This is a genomic window from Paucibacter sp. M5-1 (assembly GCF_027498415.2).
In the GTDB taxonomy this organism is placed as follows: Bacteria; Pseudomonadota; Gammaproteobacteria; order Burkholderiales; family Burkholderiaceae_C; genus Roseateles_E.
The window spans coordinates 5,250,593-5,273,471 of the sequence record NZ_JAPZLM020000001.1; the positions used below are offsets into that span (position 1 = coordinate 5,250,593).

At 57.3% G+C, this 22,879-nt stretch carries 22 protein-coding genes; 11 read left to right on the forward strand and 11 right to left on the reverse strand.

Translation table 11 applies throughout. The features are described from left to right. Positions 1-1,111 precede the first annotated feature (1,111 nt). The 3 genes from O5M90_RS24845 (at position 1,112) to O5M90_RS24855 (ending at position 4,511) form a co-directional block, all read left to right on the forward strand. Positions 1,112-2,110, forward strand: coding sequence for a relaxase/mobilization nuclease domain-containing protein (locus O5M90_RS24845; RefSeq protein WP_269839018.1), 999 nt, complete (start codon positions 1,112-1,114; stop codon positions 2,108-2,110). Positions 2,111-2,412: 302 nt separating this feature from the next. Beyond that, positions 2,413-3,036 (forward strand): hypothetical protein, encoded by a 624-nt coding sequence (locus tag O5M90_RS24850; RefSeq protein ID WP_269839017.1) that lies wholly within the window; start codon positions 2,413-2,415, stop codon positions 3,034-3,036. 71 nt (positions 3,037-3,107) lie between these two features. Beyond that, a complete protein-coding gene (locus O5M90_RS24855) occupies positions 3,108-4,511 on the forward strand; it encodes a hypothetical protein (protein WP_269839016.1) in 1,404 nt (467 codons plus the stop codon). A 326-nt stretch (positions 4,512-4,837) separates the two neighbouring features. Here O5M90_RS24855 and O5M90_RS24860 read toward each other — a convergent pair whose 3' ends face one another. After that, positions 4,838-5,101, reverse strand: a complete 264-nt coding sequence (locus O5M90_RS24860) for a helix-turn-helix domain-containing protein (protein WP_269839015.1) — start codon at positions 5,099-5,101, stop codon at positions 4,838-4,840. A 129-nt stretch (positions 5,102-5,230) separates the two neighbouring features. Between O5M90_RS24860 and O5M90_RS24865 the strand changes: the two genes are divergently transcribed. Continuing rightward, a complete protein-coding gene (locus O5M90_RS24865; RefSeq protein WP_269839014.1) occupies positions 5,231-5,716 on the forward strand; it encodes an RNA polymerase sigma factor in 486 nt (161 codons plus the stop codon). A gap of 65 nt (positions 5,717-5,781) precedes the next feature. Further along, the gene (locus O5M90_RS24870; protein WP_269839013.1) at positions 5,782-6,822 is read left to right on the forward strand and encodes a FecR family protein; all 1,041 of its coding nucleotides are present in this window, start codon (positions 5,782-5,784) and stop codon (positions 6,820-6,822) included. Between the two features lie 37 nt (positions 6,823-6,859). Here O5M90_RS24870 and O5M90_RS24875 read toward each other — a convergent pair whose 3' ends face one another. From O5M90_RS24875 to O5M90_RS24920, 10 genes are all read right to left on the reverse strand, one after another. Then, the gene (locus O5M90_RS24875; RefSeq protein ID WP_269839012.1) at positions 6,860-7,063 is read right to left on the reverse strand and encodes a hypothetical protein; all 204 of its coding nucleotides are present in this window, start codon (positions 7,061-7,063) and stop codon (positions 6,860-6,862) included. Positions 7,064-7,368: 305 nt separating this feature from the next. Then, positions 7,369-7,848 carry a hypothetical protein gene (locus tag O5M90_RS24880; protein WP_269839011.1) on the reverse strand — a complete coding sequence of 160 codons (480 nt, stop codon included), beginning with the start codon at positions 7,846-7,848 and terminating at the stop codon, positions 7,369-7,371. After that, complete coding sequence (stbB, locus tag O5M90_RS24885) at positions 7,848-8,642, reverse strand: StbB family protein (protein WP_269839010.1); 795 nt, start codon at positions 8,640-8,642, stop codon at positions 7,848-7,850. Before stbB ends, O5M90_RS24880 begins: the two co-directional genes overlap by 1 nt. Beyond that, complete coding sequence (locus O5M90_RS24890; RefSeq protein ID WP_269839009.1) at positions 8,639-9,076, reverse strand: hypothetical protein; 438 nt, start codon at positions 9,074-9,076, stop codon at positions 8,639-8,641. Before O5M90_RS24890 ends, stbB begins: the two co-directional genes overlap by 4 nt. Before the next feature lie 512 nt (positions 9,077-9,588). Then, positions 9,589-9,810 (reverse strand): hypothetical protein, encoded by a 222-nt coding sequence (locus O5M90_RS24895; RefSeq protein WP_269839008.1) that lies wholly within the window; start codon positions 9,808-9,810, stop codon positions 9,589-9,591. A gap of 120 nt (positions 9,811-9,930) precedes the next feature. Continuing rightward, positions 9,931-10,236 (reverse strand): H-NS histone family protein, encoded by a 306-nt coding sequence (locus tag O5M90_RS24900; RefSeq protein ID WP_269839007.1) that lies wholly within the window; start codon positions 10,234-10,236, stop codon positions 9,931-9,933. A 72-nt stretch (positions 10,237-10,308) separates the two neighbouring features. Beyond that, positions 10,309-12,192 (reverse strand): AAA family ATPase, encoded by a 1,884-nt coding sequence (locus tag O5M90_RS24905; protein ID WP_269839006.1) that lies wholly within the window; start codon positions 12,190-12,192, stop codon positions 10,309-10,311. A 62-nt stretch (positions 12,193-12,254) separates the two neighbouring features. After that, positions 12,255-13,043, reverse strand: a complete 789-nt coding sequence (locus O5M90_RS24910) for an NYN domain-containing protein (protein ID WP_269839005.1) — start codon at positions 13,041-13,043, stop codon at positions 12,255-12,257. Positions 13,044-13,104: 61 nt separating this feature from the next. Continuing rightward, positions 13,105-13,359: a hypothetical protein gene (locus tag O5M90_RS24915; protein WP_269839004.1), complete on the reverse strand. Its 255-nt coding sequence runs from the start codon at positions 13,357-13,359 to the stop codon at positions 13,105-13,107. A gap of 175 nt (positions 13,360-13,534) precedes the next feature. Continuing rightward, the gene (locus tag O5M90_RS24920) at positions 13,535-14,266 is read right to left on the reverse strand and encodes a restriction endonuclease (RefSeq protein ID WP_269839003.1); all 732 of its coding nucleotides are present in this window, start codon (positions 14,264-14,266) and stop codon (positions 13,535-13,537) included. Positions 14,267-14,532: 266 nt separating this feature from the next. On the opposite strand from O5M90_RS24920, the gene O5M90_RS24925 reads away from it, so the two are divergent. The 6 genes from O5M90_RS24925 (at position 14,533) to O5M90_RS24950 (ending at position 22,162) form a co-directional block, all read left to right on the forward strand. Next, positions 14,533-14,766, forward strand: coding sequence for a helix-turn-helix domain-containing protein (locus O5M90_RS24925; RefSeq protein ID WP_440402527.1), 234 nt, complete (start codon positions 14,533-14,535; stop codon positions 14,764-14,766). Positions 14,767-14,889: 123 nt separating this feature from the next. Continuing rightward, positions 14,890-15,096 carry a hypothetical protein gene (locus O5M90_RS24930; protein WP_269839002.1) on the forward strand — a complete coding sequence of 69 codons (207 nt, stop codon included), beginning with the start codon at positions 14,890-14,892 and terminating at the stop codon, positions 15,094-15,096. A 29-nt stretch (positions 15,097-15,125) separates the two neighbouring features. Next, complete coding sequence (locus O5M90_RS24935; RefSeq protein ID WP_269839001.1) at positions 15,126-18,164, forward strand: type I restriction endonuclease subunit R; 3,039 nt, start codon at positions 15,126-15,128, stop codon at positions 18,162-18,164. After that, positions 18,154-19,434 (forward strand): restriction endonuclease subunit S, encoded by a 1,281-nt coding sequence (locus tag O5M90_RS24940; RefSeq protein WP_269839000.1) that lies wholly within the window; start codon positions 18,154-18,156, stop codon positions 19,432-19,434. The genes O5M90_RS24935 and O5M90_RS24940 overlap by 11 nt, the downstream gene beginning before the upstream one ends. Then, a complete protein-coding gene (locus O5M90_RS24945; protein WP_269838999.1) occupies positions 19,431-20,558 on the forward strand; it encodes an AAA family ATPase in 1,128 nt (375 codons plus the stop codon). Before O5M90_RS24940 ends, O5M90_RS24945 begins: the two co-directional genes overlap by 4 nt. Beyond that, positions 20,555-22,162: a type I restriction-modification system subunit M gene (locus O5M90_RS24950; RefSeq protein ID WP_269838998.1), complete on the forward strand. Its 1,608-nt coding sequence runs from the start codon at positions 20,555-20,557 to the stop codon at positions 22,160-22,162. The genes O5M90_RS24945 and O5M90_RS24950 overlap by 4 nt, the downstream gene beginning before the upstream one ends. Positions 22,163-22,879: the final 717 nt, after the last annotated feature.

Genomic DNA, 22,879 nt, shown 5'->3' on the forward strand with positions numbered 1-22,879 from the left:
GTGTGACAGGCTGGTTCCGGCGGTAATCGAAAAGTCAACCTAAGCGATTGATTCGCCAGCAGTTTCTATTTCGGTCCGGAAATTGTTCCCCCGCTTGTTCCCCCGGGATTGAGGCGCTGTTTTTGCGTGTCCCGAGGATGTGGGTTCGACTCCGAAAGTTACAAAATAGTCCTGCAAATTCTGCACGGCGAACCTAGGGCATCGTGTGAGCATCGATCTGTGCGGGCGAGGCCCGCTCGGAGTGCCTTTGCGCAGTTCATGCAGATGCCGGTGGCCACCTGGGTGAGCGCTATCCTTGCCGAATGGCTGGGAGCGGGGTGTCGCCGGACAAGCAGATGCCGCCAGCGTTACCCAAACCCGGGTGGACGTTAGCCCGTCTGATATGCAGCCAACCGGCCATGCCTGCTGGTGCTGATTTTTAGCAGAAATCAGCACGCGCCAAGCGCCGAACCCGACGCAAACTTTGCGTCATGGGAACCGCAACTTTCGTCCGCCAGGCACGCGCTAGTGCGCCACGCAGTAGCCGTCACGAGCGGCTGACTATCGACTTCCGTCGGCATGGCCCGGCACTGATTGCCATCGCACGCTCGCGCCGAATGAGTGCGGCTGCGCTCGCCAGAACTGTCCTCGGCGAGTGGCTGGACGCACAGGCTGTTGGCACTTCACCGGTCGGCGTGACGGACACGGCGCAGGCCGCATCGGTAGCGCTGCACAGAGACGCCCCTTTCGCCAAGGTGACCTTGCGCCTGCCCGCCGACCGGGCCGCCAAGCTGGCCCGCGCTGCGCGTGCGGCCGAGTTGTCGCAGGGGATGTATGTCGCGCAGCTCCTGGATACGCGGTCAGGGGAAGATCCTCTGCATGCCAGCCCTAGGGCGCTTGTGTCGTCGCTGGTGCGATCCAACGCCAGGCTGGCGGCCCTGAGCAGCGGGCTGAAGGCCCTGGGGCGTGCGTTGGAACTGTCCTCGTCCCCTGAGGTGGCGGGCCCCAAAGTCCTGGTGGCAAGGCTGACCGCAGAGGTGGGTCAGCACCTGGCCTCGGCCGCGCCCCAGATGGCGGCAATGCCAGCGTCATGGCGTCGGCCAGCTTGCAAGCCAGATGGAGAGTGAACGACATGGCGCCCCCGACCTCATCCTCAGTGATCGATGGTGTGCTGGTGCAATGGGGCGAGCGCTTGTTCTATCCCAGCAATCGCATTGTCAAGGTAGTGCCGCCGCGCTTGAATACCTTGTGGCGTCGCCAGGCTGCCGTGATCCGTCGGCGCATTGAGGCTACCGTGACCCGGCGGGCGCCGCAGGTCATGGTCAAGGTCACCGGTGGTGGGCGTGGCATGGGCGCCATCGCGGCCCACTTCCGCTACATCAGCAAGAACGGACAGCTGGCCTTCGAGGACGAGCGGGGTGTGGTCCGCCGGGACAAGGAAGCGCTGCACGACCTGGCTGAGCAATGGCGATTTGGTGGCTCCCTGATCGAGGAGACCAGCCCGCGCAGAGAAGCCTTCAACCTGATGCTGTCGATGCCACGCGGCACCAATGCACAGATCGTCTTGATGGCCGCACGGGAGTTCGCCCAGATCGAACTAAAGGACCACTTCTATGTAATGGTGCTGCACGAGCACCAGGAGAACCCGCATGTGCATCTGAGCGTGCGGGCCGAGTCCATGAGTGGCAGGCGCCTGAACCCGCGCAAGGCCGATCTGCACCGCTGGCGCGAAACCTTCGCGGAGAGGCTGCGTGGCTATGGCATTGAAGCCGAGGCCACGCGCCAGGCCACGCGAGGGGAGGGGCGCCGCTACGAGCACCTGTGGCAGCGCAAGGCGCGGGAGGAGGGGCGTCTGCGCACTGCCCCGGAGTCGATGAAATCTGGCGAGACCTACCAGAGCAGCCGCATGGGCGCCCTGCGGGCATGGGCTCACATCGTGGGTGCGCTAATGGCCTCAGATCAGCCCAGTGATCGCGAACTAGCGGAGCGCATCACCAGCTTCATTCGGGGCTCGACATTCGCGAGGGCGCACGGCCGAGAAGGGAATCGTGAGGTGCCGGCGCGCGAGCCGGTGCGCGATGTTGAGCCGGTTGTTTCGAGAGATCGCCCAGGCCCCGAGATCGAACGGTAATCGAAGGGCTGGTGTGTCATGGGTATCCAACGGCTTTGGTCGACTACCGCTGTGCAGCGGTTGGGGCCATCGATCGCCGTGGCGGAACACACTTTGCGGGCCAGATGCTGGTCATAGAGCCGCTCATCCCTTGACCGTGGAAGCAGTTGGACTGAACGACGTATCGTCACTACGCTCCTTCGGGATGTACTTTGCTTGATTTAGCAACTCTCGCGCCTAAGAAGGCCTGATGCCATCGGTACAGTTGTGGATGTAAATTCAGACTACGCAGAGGTAGCGTGCATAGCCGTTGGGAGTCGGACATGGATGGCTTCTCTGAGATAGTTGGTTTTCTTGACAAATATTCGCCTGCAAAGCTCGCCAAACTACGCGAGCGCTTTGCGGACCCTGATGTGGATAGGCTACTTAAGGCCGGCGTGGAGTTGGGTCCAGAAATTGAGGGAAAAGGTGTTGATCTGGACATCGTTCGATGTGCAGCAGCTCTTGTCGCAATGGATGTGGTACTTGAGGAGCTTGCACCCATACAAGACAAGGCGATCGCACGCCTCAGGCGAGCCAGGAGAATCGATGCGCTTGGAGCAATTCTCGCGACTGTGGGCTCAGGCACGGCGATTGCAGCGCTTTCTCCGAGTTCAACGTCCACCACCGTTGCATATTGGGCGTCGGTAACGGGACTCATAGGCTCACTGATTGCAGTGGCATCAGAACATCTTCGCGCTCCAATTTTGGGTAGCGCGCGAAGTATCTCTACATTGCTCCTCGAAGTGCAGGATGTGCGGAGTCGATCTACTCAGATTCAGCCACTCCTTCGCTACTTTTCCCAACAGTCACCAGATCTAATTCAACGCCCCACTGCGCAGGAGGCGATCCTAGATGCTCAGAAACTCACTGCGACTACGCGCAGCTTGATAGCGCAGCTCTCATGAGGTCGCGCAAACAGCAGTCGAGCCCTCCATTGATATTGGCTGGGGGGGAGGTAAGGAGATCCTGGCTTGCAGTGGTTGTGGTCCTCGTCACGCTGACGCTGACATCAAGTGCTTTTGCACAAAAGCCGAGGAAACCACTTTTTCCAAAGTACAGCGTAGGCGTGCCACATGAGCAACGCACTCCTGTAACCAGAGAACATGAGAAGAGAACTGAGCTGGAGAAGGCGGAACTCGGTGTCACGCATGTTGAAGGCTTCATCGACGACGTCCGAGCTGACCTAGATCAATTACGTCTTTTTCAGACCGCCCGATTTGAAGGGCCGCTACTGAGTGGAAAACGAGAACTTAGTAGGGAGCCCAATTTCGCGAGGATTGGGGTAACCACGAGCAAGAACCCCGTCAATGGGAAATTGCTAGTGACGTTTTTCCGACTGGGATTCCTCCAGGAGGGGGTGGCCGAGAAGTGGGTTACCCCGCCAATCACGGTTTTTGATGCATACAGATTGGCATTTGAATCACAGGATAGCCATTGGACTCCGCAACAGGTATTGAAGGGGTTCTCCTCGGCCCACCTAGTGCTAGATCAAACACTTCTGGTTAAGACGGCTACCACAGGATGGATCCTGAGTCTTGAGTTGGTGCCACAGGACTTCAGTCGGGTTTCTATCAGATGGCCAAAGTCTTCCGAAGAGAGGGCGTTGCAGCACTGGTATAGCCCGTATAAGTTTGAGTCCGATACCGGCGAGATTTCAATTTTTCTTAGAATTGGGTTTCAAGAATACCCTGGAGTCGGAAAATCTCAACTCTTGGGAGCTCCTCCTCCAACCACTTTCGTCAAAGGCTTTGAGCGACTTCGCGCGTCGGCATTTTCCAAGTCTGACTTGTCCATTGTTCTCTTGGAAGGGGAAGCTCGAACCAAAGAAGAGCTGTTCGCTGCTGCTAAAAATGGAGGCCCAAGTGTTGCGATGGACCTTACGGGGGAGGCAGTCACTAATGAAACTATTGCCGAACTGGAGAGCCGCTTTTCTCTCCGTAAGGGAAAAACGATCGCTGTGATTGGTCATTATGAGCGGGGAGAAGATGCGTTTCATATTCGCTCTCCCTTAGGAGCAACTATAGGAAAAATTCCTAGAACGACGCTGCTTGATTGGGGGAAAAAGTATGACGTGAGCGTACTGCTCATGGGATGTAAGACGACAGATTTTAAAAATCTGACCGGACTGGCTTCAACCGCCACAAACGTCAACTCTCTGAGTGTCGTTAGGGCTCTCGCCACTGCTTCAAATAGCGCGAGAACCTGGTTAGATTTTTTTGCTTCGATGTCGTCGCCAGAAATGCCCATTGTGCTTGGCGTGCAGCCAAGTGAATCTGATTTCGGAACTGCATCTATTGTCAAAAGACTACCCAACGGAAGACTTCGGACCATTGCCGAAGTGAGCTACTACCTCCGCTGCCGTTTGTGGCAGTCATGCTAGGTTTGAAGCCCGCTCGAGCGCTGAGCGACCGCCATTTGGCAATGGCTGCCGCCATTTCTGGTGATTGTGCGGCAGCATAGCTTGGCTACGAACGAATGCCCGTCGAACGCCTGGTAGCGAGTGAAGCGGATGCTTGGACCGTTCGACCCGAGCGACTCAGATCAGCCTATCGCGGTTTGGCCTGATAGCCGACGGCCTCTTGGCCCCAGCCGTTGGTCGATCATCGTGTTTACTTCTGCGGGCTGCCCGTAGCACTACCAGCATGTCGGCAGGTTGTCGAAAGGCATTCGCTTGATGTTGCGATGCTGCGCCCGCAGTCGCCTCCCTTAGAGACGAGGGGGCGAATGCGCTTCTAGCCGTTGCTCCAACTTCTCGATGAAGTCCGGAAGGGCAACACCCATTGCGCTAACCCAGTGGCGTAGCTCAAGCACGTCCAGGCGGCGAACACCGCGTTCGACTCTGCTTATGTGTGTCTGCTCCCACTGAAGTCGGGCAGCCAATGTTGCCTGGGTAATGCCTGCTGCATTGCGATATTCAATCAGCAGCTCGCGAAGCAGTAGTTGGTCTTGGGTGTGAAGGTTCTTTTGCATCGGCCAGCTTGGTGCGGGCTGTACCTTGCTGCCTTTGAAGAAATAGACGAAAATCGTCTAAGTTGCCGCACTCGGTTGCAGAAGCGATCTCGATCGCTCGGTTTCAGGCCCCGCTAAAGGGAGTTCGCCATGAAGAAGCATCTACCTCCGGTCTTCGCACGTATCCGAGATGCCCTGCGGCGGCGAGGCAGCTCGACTCAGGATGCGGAAGACATCGTCCAGGAAGCCTGGGTGCGGCTGGCCCGCTACGAGCGCGAGCAGGTCGTCCAGAACTCGGATGCCTTCCTGATGCAGACCGCGCTGAACCTGGCCATCGATGAGCACCGGGGCCGGGTCACCCACGGCGAGCAGGTGGTGCTCGACGAGGTGATCCTGGTCGACGACTCGCCGCCCGTCGAGGCCGTGGTGCTGGGGCGTGAACGCCTGGCGCGGCTGCACTATTGCTTGGGGCGGTTGACCGAGAAGAGCCGAGACATCTTCCTGGCCCACCGCCTGGACGGTCTGACCTACCGGGAGATCGCCGATCAGCACGGCTTGAGCATCAGCACGGTGGAGAAGCACATCGCCAAGGCTACGATGCAGCTCATCACCGGGATGCAGGACTGGCGAACGTGATTGGCGCAGAGGGGCGGGACGGGCAGCGGGACGGGCAGAAGGAAGGGCAGGGGACCGAGCCCGTCGTGACGCGAGAGATCGCGGCCGAGGCGGCGGTCTGGATCGCCCGGCTGCATGGGCCGGATCGATCGAATCACATGGAACGTGAATGCCGAGCCTGGCAGGCCCGCTCGTCGGCACACCGGCTGGCCTTCGAGCGCGGGACGGATCTGTGGATGGAGGCGGCGGGCGTCGATCGAGCCGCCGTGGCTCGCGCGGCGGCTGCCAGCCGGTCTGAGAGCCAAGGTGGGGAAGGGCAGGGCGCCAGCCCCGCGAATGCCGGCGCAAGGGGATGGGGCTGGCTTCGCCCCTGGTCGCTCACCGCGACGGTCATCGTGGTCGCTGTGCTGATAGGCCAGCCCTGGCGCGACATCGACAGCTATGACACCGGCATCGGCGAGCAACGCTTGATGATCCTAAAGGATGGGACCCGCATGTCGCTGAACACCTCGACCCGGGTGAGCGTAGAACTCGACCGGGCTCAGCGCCGCGTGCGCGTAGAAGGCGGAGAGGCGTTCTTCGAGGTCGCCAAAGATACGAGCCGGCCCTTTGTCGTGCAGGCCGCCGGGACGGAAGTCACGGCCACCGGGACGGCCTTCGTGGTGCGGCTGACACCGTCTGCTGCCGGCGCGAGTGAGGCGCTAGATGTCACGCTGGTCGAGGGTAGGGTGGTGGTGCGCGGCGCGAACGAGGTCGGCGCACCAGCTAAGTCTGCGGACGGCGTCGAGATGACGCCGGGCCAGCGCTTGCGAGTCGCCAGCCGGCCGCGTGGCCAGGCGGCTGGCGCGCTGAAGCCGCAGGTCGACCGACCTCATGTGGACCAGGTGCTGGCCTGGAAACGCGGCGAGGCCGTCTTCGACAATGTGACGCTGCCTCAGGCCGTGGCCGAGATGAATCGCTACAGCGCAATGCCGATCAGTGTGGCTGATGCGGGGGCGCTCGCAAGCCTGCGGGTCAGCGGCGTATTCAAGACGGGTGACAACCTGGGCTTTGCGCGTGCGTTGGCCAAGCTGCACGGCTTGCTGGTCCGAGAACTGCCCAATCGATTGGAACTGGTGCCGGCTTAGCGCCAGCGCAAGAGGCCGGACTGTGTGAAGCGATGGCTTAGCGGTGCTTCTGCTGCGACTTCCTGGTCTTTGCGTAGACCGCCGAGACAAGCATCAGCGGCCAGAAGCCCGCACACATTGCAAACCACAGCAGTGAGTCCGAACCGTCATCATGGGGCCTGGCGGGCAGTCCGCCCAGCACTTCGCGATGGCTGCTGAATGCGAAGGCCAGCACGATCCCGACCGAGAGGTAGATGCTCATGAGTAGGTTGTCCATGCGACCAGTCTAGGATCATGCGCTGCGGTTTGAAATGGCCTGACACCCCCGGATTCGGGGCATCAGGCAGCGCGCAGCGGTAGGACGTCACGCGGCGGGATGTGGATGACCCAACCCCGCTGAATCCAGGAAGGGAAGCGGCCCGTTCCCGTGCCAGCGGATGGGGGCTTTGTGCCTTCATGCTGGCATGAACGCGCCCCCTTGCCGAACAGGCCTGCGGCCAGATCGGCACCGCTGGCACCCGCCACGCCCGAGGCCGGGCCGCCTGGGACCTCAAGCCCTCTTGAACTTCAGCGGGTCCACAGCCAGGCGCTCACCAGGATCAATGTGACCGAGGAGGCCACTGCGGCCGTCATCGCATGCGTCAGCCAGCGCTCCCAGCGTTCCCGGGCACTCTCGCGTTGACTGGCCTGGTATGCCAGGCGGTGCAGCGGTGCGATCAGCTCTTGCAAGGTCGGACGGATCTCGGCACCCATCGCCTTGCGCGCCGCTTCGTGGATCTCCACAACCTGCGTCTGCACCGACTTGCGCGTCATCTCGCGGGTGTGCTGCGCGACGTGGTTCATTGCTACGAGCTTTGCGTGCTCGGTGATTTCATGCATGTGATCTTCGAACTGGCGGAGCTGGTTGGACAACTGGGTGTTCGCATCGATCAGCGACTGCCGGGTGTCTTGCAACTTGGGCACCAGGGCCTCGACCCGTTTCACCACGGCGGCCATCTCGCCGATGGCCTCGATGATCAGCGCCTCGCGGGCGGTGGACGTTCCCATCATGCCCTCCGTCTTGCTGCAGCGGACGTGGCGTCCGAGCGAGGCCGGCGAGAGGCGAACAGGTCCACCTGGTCGCTCGGTGCCTGTTGTCCCAACTCCATGAGTTCCAGCGCAGCGAAGCAGGCGTCAAGCTCCGGGACGACGCCCTGGGCGAGTCGCTGGGTGGCGAGCTTTTGCACGAGCGCCATCTGCTCTGCCGGGCTGCCAGCACTGACGATGGCGGCTTTGTAGTCGGTGGGGTCGGCTGCCAGCTCGATCAAGGAGCAGTCGGTGCCCCGCACCCGCGCATACACCTCGTTATAGGGCAGGCAGGCGGCCAGGCGTGGCTGCACGACACCTGAGGCGGCGCAGTAGGCTAGCAGGGTCTCGAAGACCCGCTCGACCGGCTCGTCTTCCTCCAGCCGGTTGAAGACCAGCCGCAGCCGCTCAGGGGGCACGCCGATGCGGGCCAGCTCCGCCAGCGTCGCAGCGGTGTCCTGCTGCTGCTTGCGGTCGGGCACAGTGGGCACGATGAAGGCGTCGAAGTCGGTGTGGCTGCCGTGGTAGCGGCGCATCACGCCCAACAGTTCCTCGACATTGCTGGCGCCGACATCGACGACCAGGTCGGGCACCGTCAGCAGGGCGTCCTGCAGTTGGGCGAACTCACGGCCCCGGATCGTGATCGAGGGGCTGTCCTGGGCGTTGATGCTCTCGACGGCGATGACCTGGCAGCCAGGGATGCGGGCGGCCAGGAGGTGGCGGGCGACGGTGCTCTTGCCGACGTTGCCCGAGAAGTTGATGACAGCGAGTTTCATGGGATGTCCTTGTGGGGATGCAGCAGGCGGCTGGGGTGGGTGGTGAAGAAGGCTTCGGCGGCGGCGCGGGTGTGCTTGATGAGCGGTGCAGCCGGCTTGCCTTCATCGGGCGGTGGGATCTGAGGAGGTGCGCGTGGGAGCGGGGCGACCTGAGAAGGCCGCAGGGGCGAGGCGGCCGCTGATGGCGAGGGCACCGCGTCGGCGGGCGTCACCGGCGTGCGCTGCTGGGGCACGGGGATCTGGGCAGGGCGTTGGCGCAGCCGGCGCACCTCACGCCGCAGGGCGCTGGTGCTTACCGTGATGCCCACATCGGCCAGCGCTTCCCGGATCGCCTCATAGGTGTAGCCCGCGCTGCGCAGCCGGGCAATGTCGGCGCTGTAGCGGGCGGCTTTGCGGTCGGTGCGACCGGGTGGGCGTTTGGGTTGCAGTTCCACGGCAGGGCCTCGCGGTGGTGGTGCAACAAACTTAGGCGCGGTGGGGGCGCGCTCGCGTGCTGATTTTTGCGATTAATCAGCGGCTTTGCGGCGGCTGTGCGTCCGCTGTGAGGCGGGTCAGCGGCGAAGGCGTCGGCTTTGCGGCGGATGGGCGTCGGGTCCCCGTCGGCTCGGTCGCCTTGCGGGCGCCTAGGGGGCGGCTGTGCGTCGCTTTTGCGGCGGAACATGGGCCTAAATCCGAATCAATGTATTTCGAATGACACCTAGTGCAGGATAGGCGGGGCGCCAGCAACTGGATGCAGAGCGGGGACCGGCCCAGGCACGAAGAGATCTGTTCTGTTAGAGCTACTTGCGTGTCCGCGATGACTTCAATGACGAACTGCGAGGACGAAGGTGTAGCAATGTTGCGGCTGGCGTTGCACCAGCAGCGGCGTGACGATCGAGGCGCGAAGGTCAAGCAATTCTCCGGAATGCTGACCGAGGCGAGCACCTAAGCCGTCACCCCAGTTTGTTCACCTGGCTTGAGCAACCAGGCCGTCCACACGATAGGCCTCGCCCAAGGTGTCTTCCCATTCGGCCCATGTGGACTCGCGCACTTCGAGGCCATCCAGGGAGGCGATTGCATCCTCGTCAGGTGCGGGGTTGAGCTTGGCGCCCAGCTGCAGCAGTAGTGACCCGATCAGACCTCGGATAGGTTGCCCCTCGGTGCCAGCGCCCGGATGGTGCAGATGCATGGCTTCGATCTCGCTGATGTCTTGGATGGCCCAAAGGATCGGCGAAGAGGCTGCCAGTTTTTATCCGACTGGTGGGGGTGTCGGTTCGGGGTGATCCCTCTTTGGGAGGGAGGGGACGGCTTAGACCGCGAACTCTTCCAGCTTCTTCCCGGCGTCAATCTTTGCGGCCAGCCATTTCGGCTTGAGCCCTCGGCCGCTCCATGTGGCGCCTGTCTCGGGATCGCGGTACTTGGCTGCGACCGTAGAGCCGGTCTTCGGACCTTTAACTGTCTTGGCGGTGAGATCCGCGATCGTCAATCCATGTTCAGCCATCACCGAGCGCACCTGCTGGATGGCATTCGCGCGTTCGCTGGATTGGGCAACCGCGATTTGCGCTTCCAGGGCGGCGCGCTGGGCGAGAAGGTCTTGGAGGGAAGAGGTTGGCATATTTTTCAGGTGCCGGAGGCTAGTTTGAATTGCTGCGCACGACGGAACTTGTCATACGATGCTTAGGGGCGGTTACTTCAGAATTTTATTTAAATATACGAGAATCGATTTCAAATTCTCCAAGGTCTCTTTCGAGAGCGCGCTCTTTGCCATTTCATCATTGGCGCACGCTTCGGCTAAATACCAGCCGATCTGTTTCTTGGAGGGGGCGCCTTCTAGACTAAGGTGCGTCTTAATGATGGAGAGCGTTTCGCTGTCCAAGAGTGCCTCCAAGCTTTTGCCTTTGTACTTCGGGTCGATGGTTGCCAATGTGAAGGCTGATTCGGGCTTTAGGTACCAGTCGGAATGATATCTTTCTGCCTCTTTTATTCCTGCTTTATCGTCGTCCAGCAAAATGACGAAACGCTCGCCTCGCCCTAGCATTTGGCTTATCAAGGGGCCAGATGCCCCAGAGCCTACGCCCGGCATAAGTCTGAAGACTGTCTTCAGCTTACTTATTTTCTGAGCCAGCCGGAGCGCGTAGTAGTCGGACACGCCTTCAACAACGGCAAAAGGCTCTTCGCCTATGATCTCCGGTGAAACATACTCGAGCTTCTCTATTACTGGCTGAAAATAGCTCGATCTTGTTGGGTACTTTGAAAGGAAGTCGCGGTACCTAGTTGCCTTTATGTTGGTTGGTTTGGTTGCCAAGCCAAAGCTGTCCGCGGTATCGTAGTCGAGGGCCGCATTTTCAACTATGTATGCTCCACTCAGCCATCGCGGGTCAATCATGTGATGGCTGTGGGTGGAGTATATAACTCGGCTCCCCTCTGAAGCAATTTTGGAAAAGCTTGTTAGTAGTTCCGCCTGTGCTTTTGCATGGAGGTTGGCTGCGGGTTCGTCAAAAATGAAAATGGTAGAGCGCTTCTTGGTTTGTTTAAACGCAGTGAAAAGCAGGAAGGAGAAAAACCAGCGAAAACCGAGGGAGCGTTCGCTTATTGCGTAGCGAGATTCTCCATCAGAGACGTAGAATGAGGCGTAGGGAATGTCGCCTTTCTCGGTGTCAATGTTCCATTCAACGAATATGCTCTTTGCAGAGATCGCTCGCTGAAAAACTCGCTGCCAGCTTCCAAGTACCTCCCTCGTCACCGCATTGGAAATTTTCTGAAAAACCGAGTCAATAGGTGACTTGCTGGGGCTTCCGAAGAAAACTGAGAACCAGTTTGCGGAATTTTGGGACGTTTTGAATTCCGAGATTCTGTTTGAAACATGACGATCAAGATCCAAGCCCTCGTTTAGGCTATCCAGTATGTCCTGGAATACATATCTGTAATGCCTGTTAACCGGCCGCTCGTTTTCATGTTCTTGGAGGTATATCCGACTGGGCATATCAACCAGGAATGTTGGGAAATAGGAGACGTGCGGGAGGCGGTCTTCCAGAAGTTTTACTATCGCTAGCCAGAAGTCTTGATCTTTGTCTTGGTCAGTGGGTCTTTTGTATTCTTTGAACTGGTTGCCCTTTGCTGATTTTGTGAAGAGTTTAAAGCTCCAGTAGTTGGTTGTCTTCTTGAGTGAGCTATCTACAAAGGTGAAATTCTTGGAAACCAAGAACGGTTGCAGAAGTGGTGGCTTATCCACCTGAAGTTTGTTTGATTTTGCGAGTGCCTCAATCTCTTTGATGTCGTTTTCGTCCAGTTGAACCAGTGCGGAAATTTCTATATTGGAAGAAAATGCCGCCTTTTTATGGACTGGTATAAGGCCCGCACCAGATGCCTTTGAGTGCATTCCTTCGAAGAGGCCTGAAACTGATCTGTCCCCACTTACGAAGTGCGAAATTCCCTCAAGAATTGTGGTTTTTCCACTTTCGTTGAGTCCAATCAAGGTTAAGACCGGGCAGTTCGACCTGTCCTCTAGGTCGATATGAACCTCTTCTATCCCCTTGAAGTTCTTTAGGGTGAATTTTTTGAGGGTTGGCATTCGTTTCCCTGGCTTTAATCGTTTGAGTTGGAGTGGCGCTCCCGGTTGGGCGCGCAATCATGCTATCGAGCTTCGGCGTCGGAGGGGTTAACAACTTGCTGTGCGTGTATGCCCTCGGGGCGGCCATTTAGCGCGACGGTCCAGTTGCCCCCATGTTCCTGGCGGAGATGTAGCAGGTCGTAGGTCTTCAACATGCTGATCAAGCCTGAGTGGCCGGACGTTTGAGGGGAGAAGGCCGGGTCAGTGCGACGCAGATACGACCCTAAAGTTCCGACATGAACGCGTCCATCAGGCGTATCTGCCGCCAGCAGCCTCACCGCGCTCACTACTGATTTCGGACGCAGCTTGGGTTTGGGCGTCACTACGGTCTTGGCGGGCGATGGTACGAAATCTGCTGTCTGTGCCGGTTCAGCGGGCGTCCACTCGAAGAACTGATCGCTGGCATTGCGCAGGGCATCAGGCGACTTGGCCTCGCCGACGATGTGCACGGTCGCTCCGCGCTCTCGGAGCTTGCGACAGAGATAAGCGAAGTCAGAGTCGCTTGTGACGAGGCAGAAGGTGTCAGCCCGTTGATCGAAGAGGGCTTCGACGGCGTCAAGCGCTAGGGCAATGTCCGAGGTGTTCTTTCCGGCGGCGTACTGGAACTGAAGGCACGGGGTGAAGGCGAGGCGGACCAGTGCCTCCTGCCACTTGTTCGCCAGCGTGGCGTGATTGCCGTAGCCGCGACGGAGGACTACCCGACCGAACTGAGCCACCATGCGAAGAGCGTATTCAAGAATCTCCGGCGAGGTGTTGTCGCAGTCAACGAGGACCGCGACTCTGGAATCTGTCCCCGAGTCGATTGCCGCCATCTTGTTCTCCCTTATCGGCCCATGATAGGCAGGCCTTGGCAGATGTGGCGGCCCAGAAGGATTAGGAGAAGTACTGACCGGTGATGGTGTCGTGAAAGCCGTCCACCAATCCACCGGAGCCACAGGACAGATCGATCACCAGTACCCCATGAGCTTGGTGGCGGTTAGCAAGGTGGCAGGACCGCTCGCCAACAGGATCGCTGGCAACTTGTTGATGAAGTTGGACGATGAGCCTGGTGATTGGCCCGTCCCGGCTGAAGTGCTTAAGCGGATCAGCGTAATCAGGCGTGGGTGTTTTGCGGCGAGCGGTCTTCATGCGCCTAATTTGCCACCCTTGGAACGTACGTAATGTGGGCGGTGGCTGATCGAAATTTCGACCGTTACCCGAACGCCGCCCAAAGAAAAGGCCCCGACACATCGTTGCATCAGGGTTTCTTGAATGGCTCCTCGACCTGGGCTCGAACCAGGGACCTGCATCTTTGTGCCCCCATTCATTGAGGCCGTTCGGCGAACAGAGAGGCGTAACGAGCTAGGGCTACATCCCTATTCGCATAAATGAAGTCGTAGAACTGTCGGTAGGTCTGGATACTCAGTTCTCCCACTACCTTCAGGTCATCGCTCAAGATCGGAAGCGTCATGGGAAGCAGATGGTCCAGCGAGTATCCGCAATGGGCAACGGTTGGCCCGAGATCAAGAAATGGGGCGTATGCGTCATTGAGCAAGTGCAGTTGCTCGCGCTCTGCATCTCCCCAATGCGACGGTGGGCGCTTGCCACCCATCGGATCCCAGTAGGGGAATAGGCGATCGGCGAAGGGCATGTGCAGCGCGCCGATCGACGCCTTCCATCTGTCAAACAGCAACTGTTGCAGTTGGTCAAACGTAACCAAGTCGACATTGGTCCTTTGAGCGGCTTCGTAAGCGCCGGACTGGAAGCCCGAACTTGAGACGATGTAGCCTCGATGGGCGCCGCAATCGGCGACAACTGTTCGGAATGCGTGGACAGTTTCCTGGCTGACCCGCGACTTCCAAAGCTTGCATTCCACTAGGTAGCGATGCGGTGGCGCTGCGGCGGGGTCTTCGACGAAGACATCAATCTCCTTATTGCCCCGCACTAGCGAGACTTTTACGCCCACTTCGGCTGTGCAACCCATCTCGGCAAACATCTGAGCCACTAGGTTCTGGAGATCTCGCCAATCGGTTGGATCCTGGTCAAAAATTTTCATCGTGTTGGTGCAGGAGGGTGTTCGTAGCTTGGACAGCCTGCCGGAGTATCTGCTACGACCTGCGTCAGTTCACGCCGTCGCTGTCGGAGGCAGAAGCTCTGAGTTGCACGTCATCCGTGCTGAGGCGAGCGGTGGATGCAGCGGAGGGCCGTCCCATAGTCTTCCAGGGGGTCGAGCGAGATCCGCGCTATTGGTTTCACCGTGCGACCTTGTACCAGCGGCTCGCGCCGCTGATTCCGCCCGAGTTGTTGCCAACTCTCCGGGCGGTGATCCCTAGTGATTTGCGTCTGGCTCGTCGGATCGCACGTGATCAGGCGCGTGATCGTGTCGCTGAGGGGCGGTATTCAAGGCATCACTGCGGAGCAACCGCCAGAGACCATGCTTGCCAACTCAGACTTGATGGCGCCAGCGTCGTTGAGATTGCCGGTCGTTTTGGTGTCACTGAGCGCACGGTTCGAAACTGGCTGAACGCCAGCGGAAAAATCGCCCGTCTTAAATAGTGGGCGAAGCCCTCCAGCGGGGCCGCCACGCTGCCAGTGGAGCGGAAGAGTCCAGCCGGTTGATGCCACGAAGTGCTGCATATGGCAGTACATTGGCGGCACACCGTTTACGAGACACCCACCATGTCACGTCTGAAGGACGAAACCCTCTCCATACGCACGTCTTCCGAGATCAAGCAATTGCTGCGCATGGCTGCCGACAGCGAACGGCGGTCCGTTGCGTCCATGATCGAAATTCTTGTACTGGAGTACGCGCGAGCGCATGCGTTGGTGCCAGGCAGGCAGAGTGGACCAACCACAATCAAGTCCACCAAGTCGCTGCATCGCTGAAACCTCGATCCGCGACCAGAAATGAATCTATGACCACTACCGAAAACCAGATTGAGCTGGACTTGATCGCCAAGCTCGGCGACCTCAAGTACAACTACCGTTCCGACATCCGCGACCGCGCTGCGCTAGAGGCCAATTTTCGTGCGAAGTTCGAGGCGCTCAACCGTGTCAACCTGACCGACAGCGAGTTCCAGCGTCTGATCGACAGCGTTATCACTCCCGACGTATACAACGCAGCCCAAACGCTCCGCACCATCAATAGCTTCGAGCGTGACGATGGCACGCCGCTGAACTACACCCTCGTCAATATCCGCGACTGGTGCAAGAACGACTTCGAGGTCGTCAATCAGCTGCGCATGAACACAGACAACAGCCATCACCGCTATGACGTGATGTTGCTCATAAACGGCGTGCCGGTGGTACAGATCGAGCTGAAGGCATTGGCCGTCAGTCCGCGTCGCGCCATGCAGCAGATCGTCGACTACAAGAGCGACCCTGGCAATGGCTACGGTAGGACGCTGCTGTGTTTTGTCCAGCTCTTCATCGTTAGCAATCGCACCGACACCTGGTACTTCGCCAATAACAATGCGCGCCACTTCAGCTTCAACGCCGACGAGCGCTTCCTGCCCGTCTACCAGTTCGCCGGCGAAGACAACAGGAAGATCACGCATTTGGACAGCTTTGCCGAGAAGTTTCTGGCCAAGTGCACCCTGGGTCAGATGGTCAGCCGTTACATGGTTCTGGTCGCCAGCGAGCAAAAACTGCTCATGATGCGGCCCTATCAGATCTACGCCGTCAAAGCCATCGTGGACAGCATCCACCAGAACTGCGGCAACGGCTACATCTGGCACACCACGGGTAGCGGCAAGACGTTAACGTCGTTCAAGGCTTCCACCTTGCTCAAGGACAACCCGGACATCGACAAATGCCTGTTCGTGGTGGACCGCAAAGACCTAGATCGCCAGACCCGCGAGGAGTTCAACCGCTTCCAGGAAGGCTGCGTCGAAGAAAACACCAACACCGAGTCGTTGGTACGTCGCCTGTTGTCGGATGACTATGCCGATAAGGTGATCGTCACCACCATCCAGAAGTTGGGGCTTGCCTTAGATGAAAACAGCAAGCGCAACAAGCAACAGGAAAAGCAGGGGAAAGAGACTTACAAGCAGCGCTTGGAGCCATTGCGCGACCAGCGTGTGGTGTTCATCTTCGACGAGTGCCACCGATCACAGTTTGGCGAGAACCACAAGGCCATCAAGGATTTCTTCCCCAAGGCCCAGTTGTTTGGTTTCACCGGCACGCCGATCTTTGAGAAGAACGCCAGCTCCCAGCAGATTGAGGGCCAGCAGGCCAGCCTCCGCACTACGGATGACCTGTTCCAACGTTGCCTGCATCAGTACACCATCACTCATGCTATTGACGACCGGAACGTTCTCAAGTTCCACATCGACTATTTCAAGCCTGAGGGCAAGAACCCGCCCAAGCCTGGCGAAGGTCTAGCCAAGGCTAAAGTCATCGAAACCATCCTTGCTAAGCACGACTCCGCGACCAATGGGCGCAAGTTCAACGCTGTGATGGCTACCGCCAGCATCAATGACGCCATCGAATACTTCGATGCCTTCAAGACTCTTCAGGCCCAGAAACAGGAAGAAGACGACTCCTACCTTCCATTGAACGTGGCCTGCGTGTTCTCGCCACCGACGTTGGAGTTGGCTAAGGACGGCGACGGCCAAGGCCAGAAGAACGCTGCCGACGTCAAGCAACTGCAGGAAGACCTGCCGCAAGAAAAGCTCGACAACCAGCAAGACCCGGAGGGCAAGAAAGCGGCACTCAAGGCCATCATCGAGGACTACAACGCCCGATACGGTACCAGCCATCGCATCGGTGAGTTCGACCTGTACTACCAAGACGTGCAAAAGCGCATCAAGGACCAGCAATACCCCAACGCCGATCTGCCGCACAACCAGAAGATCGACATCACCCTCGTCGTGGACATGCTGCTCACCGGCTTCGACTCCAAGTACCTGAACACCTTGTACGTGGACAAGAAACTCAAGCACCATGGCTTGATCCAGGCCTTCTCGCGCACCAACCGTGTGCTCAACGATAGCAAGCCGTACGGCAACATTCTCGATTTCCGCCAGCAGCAAGACCCTGTGAACGAGGCCATCACGCTGTTCTCCGGCGAAAAGATCGACAACCCGCGCGAAATCTGGTTGGTGGACCCGGCGCCCAAGGTGATCGACAACCTGCAAACAGCCACTCAGAAGCTGGCCACTTTCATGCATTCTCAGGGCCTAGCTCATGCCCCGGAAGACGTGACCAACCTCAAGGGCGATGCCGCTCGCAGCCAGTTTGTCAACTTGTTCAAGGATGTGCAGCGCCTCAAGACCCAGCTTGATCAGTACACCGACCTAAGCGAAGAACAAAAAACGCAGATCACCCAGATCGTGCCGCCCGACCAGATGCAGGGGTTTAAAGGCGTTTACCTGGAAACGGCAAAGCGGCTGAAGGAGCTGCAGGACAAGCCAGGCGACACGACCCCGTCAGAAGTGCAGCAACTCGATTTCGAGTTTGTACTGTTTGCGTCCGCTGTCATCGACTACGACTACATCATGGGGCTCATTGCCCGTATGACGCAGCAAAAGCCCGGCAAACTCACTATGAACCGCGAGCAACTTATTGGCCTGATCCAGTCCGACGCAAAGTTCATCGACGAGCGCGAGGACATTGCCGAGTACATCCGTGGTCTGCCCGTGGGTGAGGCTTTGGAAGACAAGGAAATCCGTATAGGTTATGAACGCTTCAAGGCCGAGAAGAAGGCCTGTGAGCTCGCCAATATTGCCGCGAAGCACGGGCTGGCTTCCGAGGCGTTGCAAGTCTTTGTGGACGAGATACTGCGCCGACGCATCTTCGATGGCGATGCCTTGACCGAATTGATGGCACCCCTCGGGTTGGGTTGGAAGGCGCGCACGCAAAAGGAACTGGCGCTTGTGGAAGACCTGACGCCAATTTTGCACAAGCTCGCCCAGGGGCGAGAGATCTCCGGCTTAAGCGCTTATGAGCAGTAAGAATATGACCTCGATGAGCGGAAAGCGCAATAAAGAGAATCGGTCGTTGGTGCCGCGGCTGCGGTTCCCCGAGTTTCAGAGCATTGGAGAGTGGAAAGTCGAACCGCTTCGAAAATTTGCTGTGAGGTCCACTGAAAAGAATACCAATGGCGAACACACGCGTGTGCTAACTAATTCCGCCGAGTATGGAGTTGTTGATCAGCGAGACTATTTCGAAAAGGACATTGCCAATCAAGGAAATCTTGAGGGTTATTACATTGTTGAAAAAGGTGACTATGTTTATAACCCCCGCGTCTCAATGACAGCACCAGTTGGGCCGATTTCTAAGAACAACGTTGGTACAGGGGTAATGTCTCCCTTGTATACCGTATTCAGGTTTGCCAACAGCGATAATAATTTTTTTGCTCACTATTTCAAATCGACGCATTGGCATCATTACATGCGTAAGTCGTCGAGCACAGGAGCAAGACATGATCGCATGAGTATTGCGAACGATGTCTTCATGGGCCTGCCTGTACCAGTCACTGCGCCGAAGGAACAAGAAAAAATAACCGATTTCTTGTCGTCTCTTAATGAGCTGATCGCAGCAGAAGTCCAGAGGCTGGACGCACTTAAGGTTCACAAGCAGGGGCTCATACAGCAGCTTTTCCCACAAAAAGGGGAAACCGTACCCTACCTGCGTTTTCCAGAGTTTCGGAAGGCTGGCGCTTGGGCCAAGGTCGCTGCCGGGAAGTTCTTCCTAAATAGAACTGAGCGAGGCAATTCCGCCCTGCCAATTTACTCGGTGACTATGACCGACGGGTTAGTGCCTCGTGCCTCCCTCGATCGTCGAATTGATGATCTTGCGAAGAGCAGCGCGAACAAAGCTGTCCGCAAAGGCGATATTGCCTACAACATGATGCGCATGTGGCAGGGTGCTTTGGGAGTCGCACCTGAAGATTGCATGGTCAGCCCTGCATACATCGTGCTCGAACCTCAAGGCGTGAATCCATACTTCTTCTATTTCCTACTGAAGCTGCCACAAACGCTTCAAGTTCTTACTGCACATTCGAGAGGTTTGACTGAGGACAGACTGCGCCTTTACTACGACGACTTCGCCAAAGTGATGTTGTTGTGTCCCTCTCTTCCAGAGCAGGAGCGAATCGCCGATTGCCTGACCTCCATCGACAAACTGCTCACTATCCAAGGGCAAAAAGTTGAGCGTCTCAAGGCCCATAAGATGGGCTTGATGCAACAGCTTTTCCCAGTGTTGGATGAGGTGCACGCATGACGCTAGGCCAATCTTTCGCCAACCTGCCTACGCTGGCGACGCATCTTCGGAGCGAATTGGAGAACAAGAAAACCATCCTGCTCTACGCCTACAACGGCACAGGCAAGACTCGGCTGTCTATGGCTTTCAAGGACATCGGCAAGGAGGGCGAAGGTAACGATGCGAATCGGGACACTCTCTACTTCAACGCCTTTACCGAAGACCTTTTTCATTGGGACAACGACCTGCAAACCGACAGTGATCGCAGGCTCTTGCTGAACACAGAGTCACGTTTTTTCCAAGGTTTGTTCGAGTTGGAGATGGATAACCGTATTCGCCCGCTATTGCAGCGATATGCGGACTTCGATTTTCGGATCGACGTTGAAAACGGGGCTGTGCGTTTTTGGCCCAAGGGTGCCGCCGACGATGACCCTAACATCAAGGTCTCGCGCGGCGAGGAGAACATATTTGTCTGGTGTTTCTTTTTGGCCGTTGTGCAGTTGGCGATGGATCCGGAAATTGATGCATACCGGTGGGTGAAGTACCTCTACATTGACGATCCGATTTCATCGCTGGACGAGCACAACGCTATCTCGGTGGGCAACCATCTAGCGCAGTTGTTGAACAAGCCGGGCAATCCACTGAAGGTAGTGATTTCGTCGCACCACCCACTGTTCTTCAACGTGATGCACAACGAACTGGATGCACGTAAGTCGAAGAGGGTTTCTGCGTACTTTATATCGCGCTCAAAGGCGGATGGGTCTTACGCGCTCAGGCCAACTGGCGCGACGCCGTTCTTTCATCATGTGGCCGTGTTGACTGAGCTTTACAAGGCTGATCAGTCAGGCGAGCTGTACACCTATCACTTCAACATGCTGCGATCAGTGTTGGAGAAGTCGGCGAGCTTTCATGGGTTTTCGAATTTTTCAGCATGTATCAGCCAAGGTCCCGACGATCCGGACGGCGTTCTGCATGCGCGTCTGATCAACATCATGAGCCATGGCAACTACTCACTATTCGAGCCCCAGCAGATGCTGGAAGAAAACAAGGCTTACTTCCGGCAGATCTTGACCAGCTTTCTGAATCGCTATCCCTATAATCCCGATCTACTTCCGAACGCCGCTGAGGCTGCAGGCACGCCATGACCGACCTCGAAAAACAAAAATTGGGCAAAACCCTTTGGGCCATTGCGGACCAACTGCGCGGCTCCATGAATGCGGACGATTTTCGCGATTACATGCTGGCCTTTCTTTTTCTTCGCTACTTGTCGGACAACTACGAGGCGGCTGCAAAGAAGGAACTCGGGTCGGACTACCCCAAGCAGCTTGATGGTGCCGTGTCCACACCGCTGCAGCTTTGGTACGAGAGCAATCAAGGGGACGTGGCCGAGTTTGAAAAACAGATGCGCCGGAAGGTGCACTATGTGATCGAGCCGCAATTCCTTTGGGACAACATCGCCGAGATGGCGCGCATGCAAGATGCACTGCTTCTGAGCACCCTCCAAAGCGGTTTCAGTTACATCGAAACGGAATCCTTCGCCAGCACTTTCCGAGGCTTGTTCTCGGAAATAAATCTGGCCTCCGACAAGCTCGGCAAGACCTACTCTGAACGGAATGCGCGCCTGTGCAAAATCATTGCAGAGATCGCCAAGGGCTTGACGCAGTTCAGTACCGATAGCGACACCTTGGGTGATGCATACGAATACTTGATCGGCCAGTTTGCTTCGGGTTCGGGCAAGAAGGCGGGTGAGTTCTACACCCCTCAGCGAATCTCAGACATCCTATCGGCCATCGTGATACTCGACAGTCAGGAGCCAACGACAGGCAAGCGCTCCCATCTCGACAGCGTGATGGATCTGGCGTGCGGGTCGGGATCACTGTTGCTCAATGTGCGCCACCGCATGGGGTCAAACGGCATCGGCAAGATCCATGGCCAAGAGAAGAACATCACCACCTACAACCTGGCACGCATGAACATGCTGCTACACGGGGTGAAGGATTCCGAATTCGAAATATTCCATGGCGACACCCTGCTCAACGAGTGGGACATGCTGCGCGAGACCAACCCGGCCAAGACACCGAAATTTGACGCGGTGGTGGCCAACCCGCCCTTCAGTTATCGCTGGGAGCCCTCGGAAGCACTGGGCGAGGATGTGCGCTTCAAGAACCACGGCCTAGCGCCCAAGTCGGCTGCCGACTTCGCCTTCCTGCTGCACGGTTTCCACTTCTTGAAGCAAGACGGCGTGATGGCCATCATCCTTCCGCATGGTGTGCTGTTCCGTGGCGGAGCCGAAGCGCGCATCCGCACCAAGCTGCTCAAGGATGGTCACATCGACACGGTGATCGGTCTGCCCGCCAACCTGTTCTTCTCCACTGGCATTCCTGTCTGCATCCTGGTGTTGAAGAAATGCAAGAAGCCTGACGACGTGCTGTTCATCAATGCCGTTGAATACTTCGAGAAGGGCAAACGACAGAACCAGCTTACCGAGGAACACATCGACAAGATCGTCGACACCTACCAGTTTCGCAAGGAAGAGACGCGCTACTCTCGGAGGGTACGCATGGAAGAAATCGAGAAGCACGATTTCAACCTGAACATCTCGCGCTACGTGAGTACTGCGGTCGGCGAAGACGAGGTTGATTTAAAAGCCGAACACGAGAAACTGATTTCGCTGGATCAAACAATTGAGTCGGCAAGGAAGAAGCACAACGCATTCCTGAAGGAACTCGGCCTCCCGCCTCTGCCTTGACAAATGTGAATTATCGACAAATTTTATTGAAAATCGATAGGGGATTTTTAGTGGCGTCGATGGATTACATTCACTTGCGGCCTTTGAGGTGGGCCTGTGAGAAATAGAAGTGCATTTCAACGAGTTCAGGCAATTTTTAACGGTTACAAATGGCGAATTTCCGACTTCGCATGGCGTCGTTATAGCCACGTGCTGCATTTATTTCGCCTTTTGAGGGCTGATCCGACCTTGCGCACTGAACATGGCCCCAGATTTCTGGAGTTGCAATCACTACTCACTGAGTTTCTTGTTCAGCGCATCGAGGGCGACAAAGATGCAAAGGCCATAGTTGGTCAAATTCTAAACGTCCTTCGAAAATGTGATGAAATAACCTACGAAGAGGAGGGCACAGCAGAGGCGTATGCACTCCTGCACTTTCTCGATAGATTCCATCGGTTTCAATTGATCTTTGACCAACTCCATGCTGCCAGGCTCATGCCTGTGAGAGGAGTTAAACATGTAGACATTCTCGACGTAGGTACAGGCCCTGGGCCATCTATGTTCGCGATATCCGATTTTTTCCGGAAGCATCTACCGAAGTCGTTAGAGTCGTCATCGTCTAATCGCTTCCATAAGGATCATAGATTCTCGATCGATTATGTCGAACGGAGTTCGCAGTTTAGGAACTGGCTCCATCACTTTACTGAATTCGTCAACTACCATTCGCCTAGCGGGCGA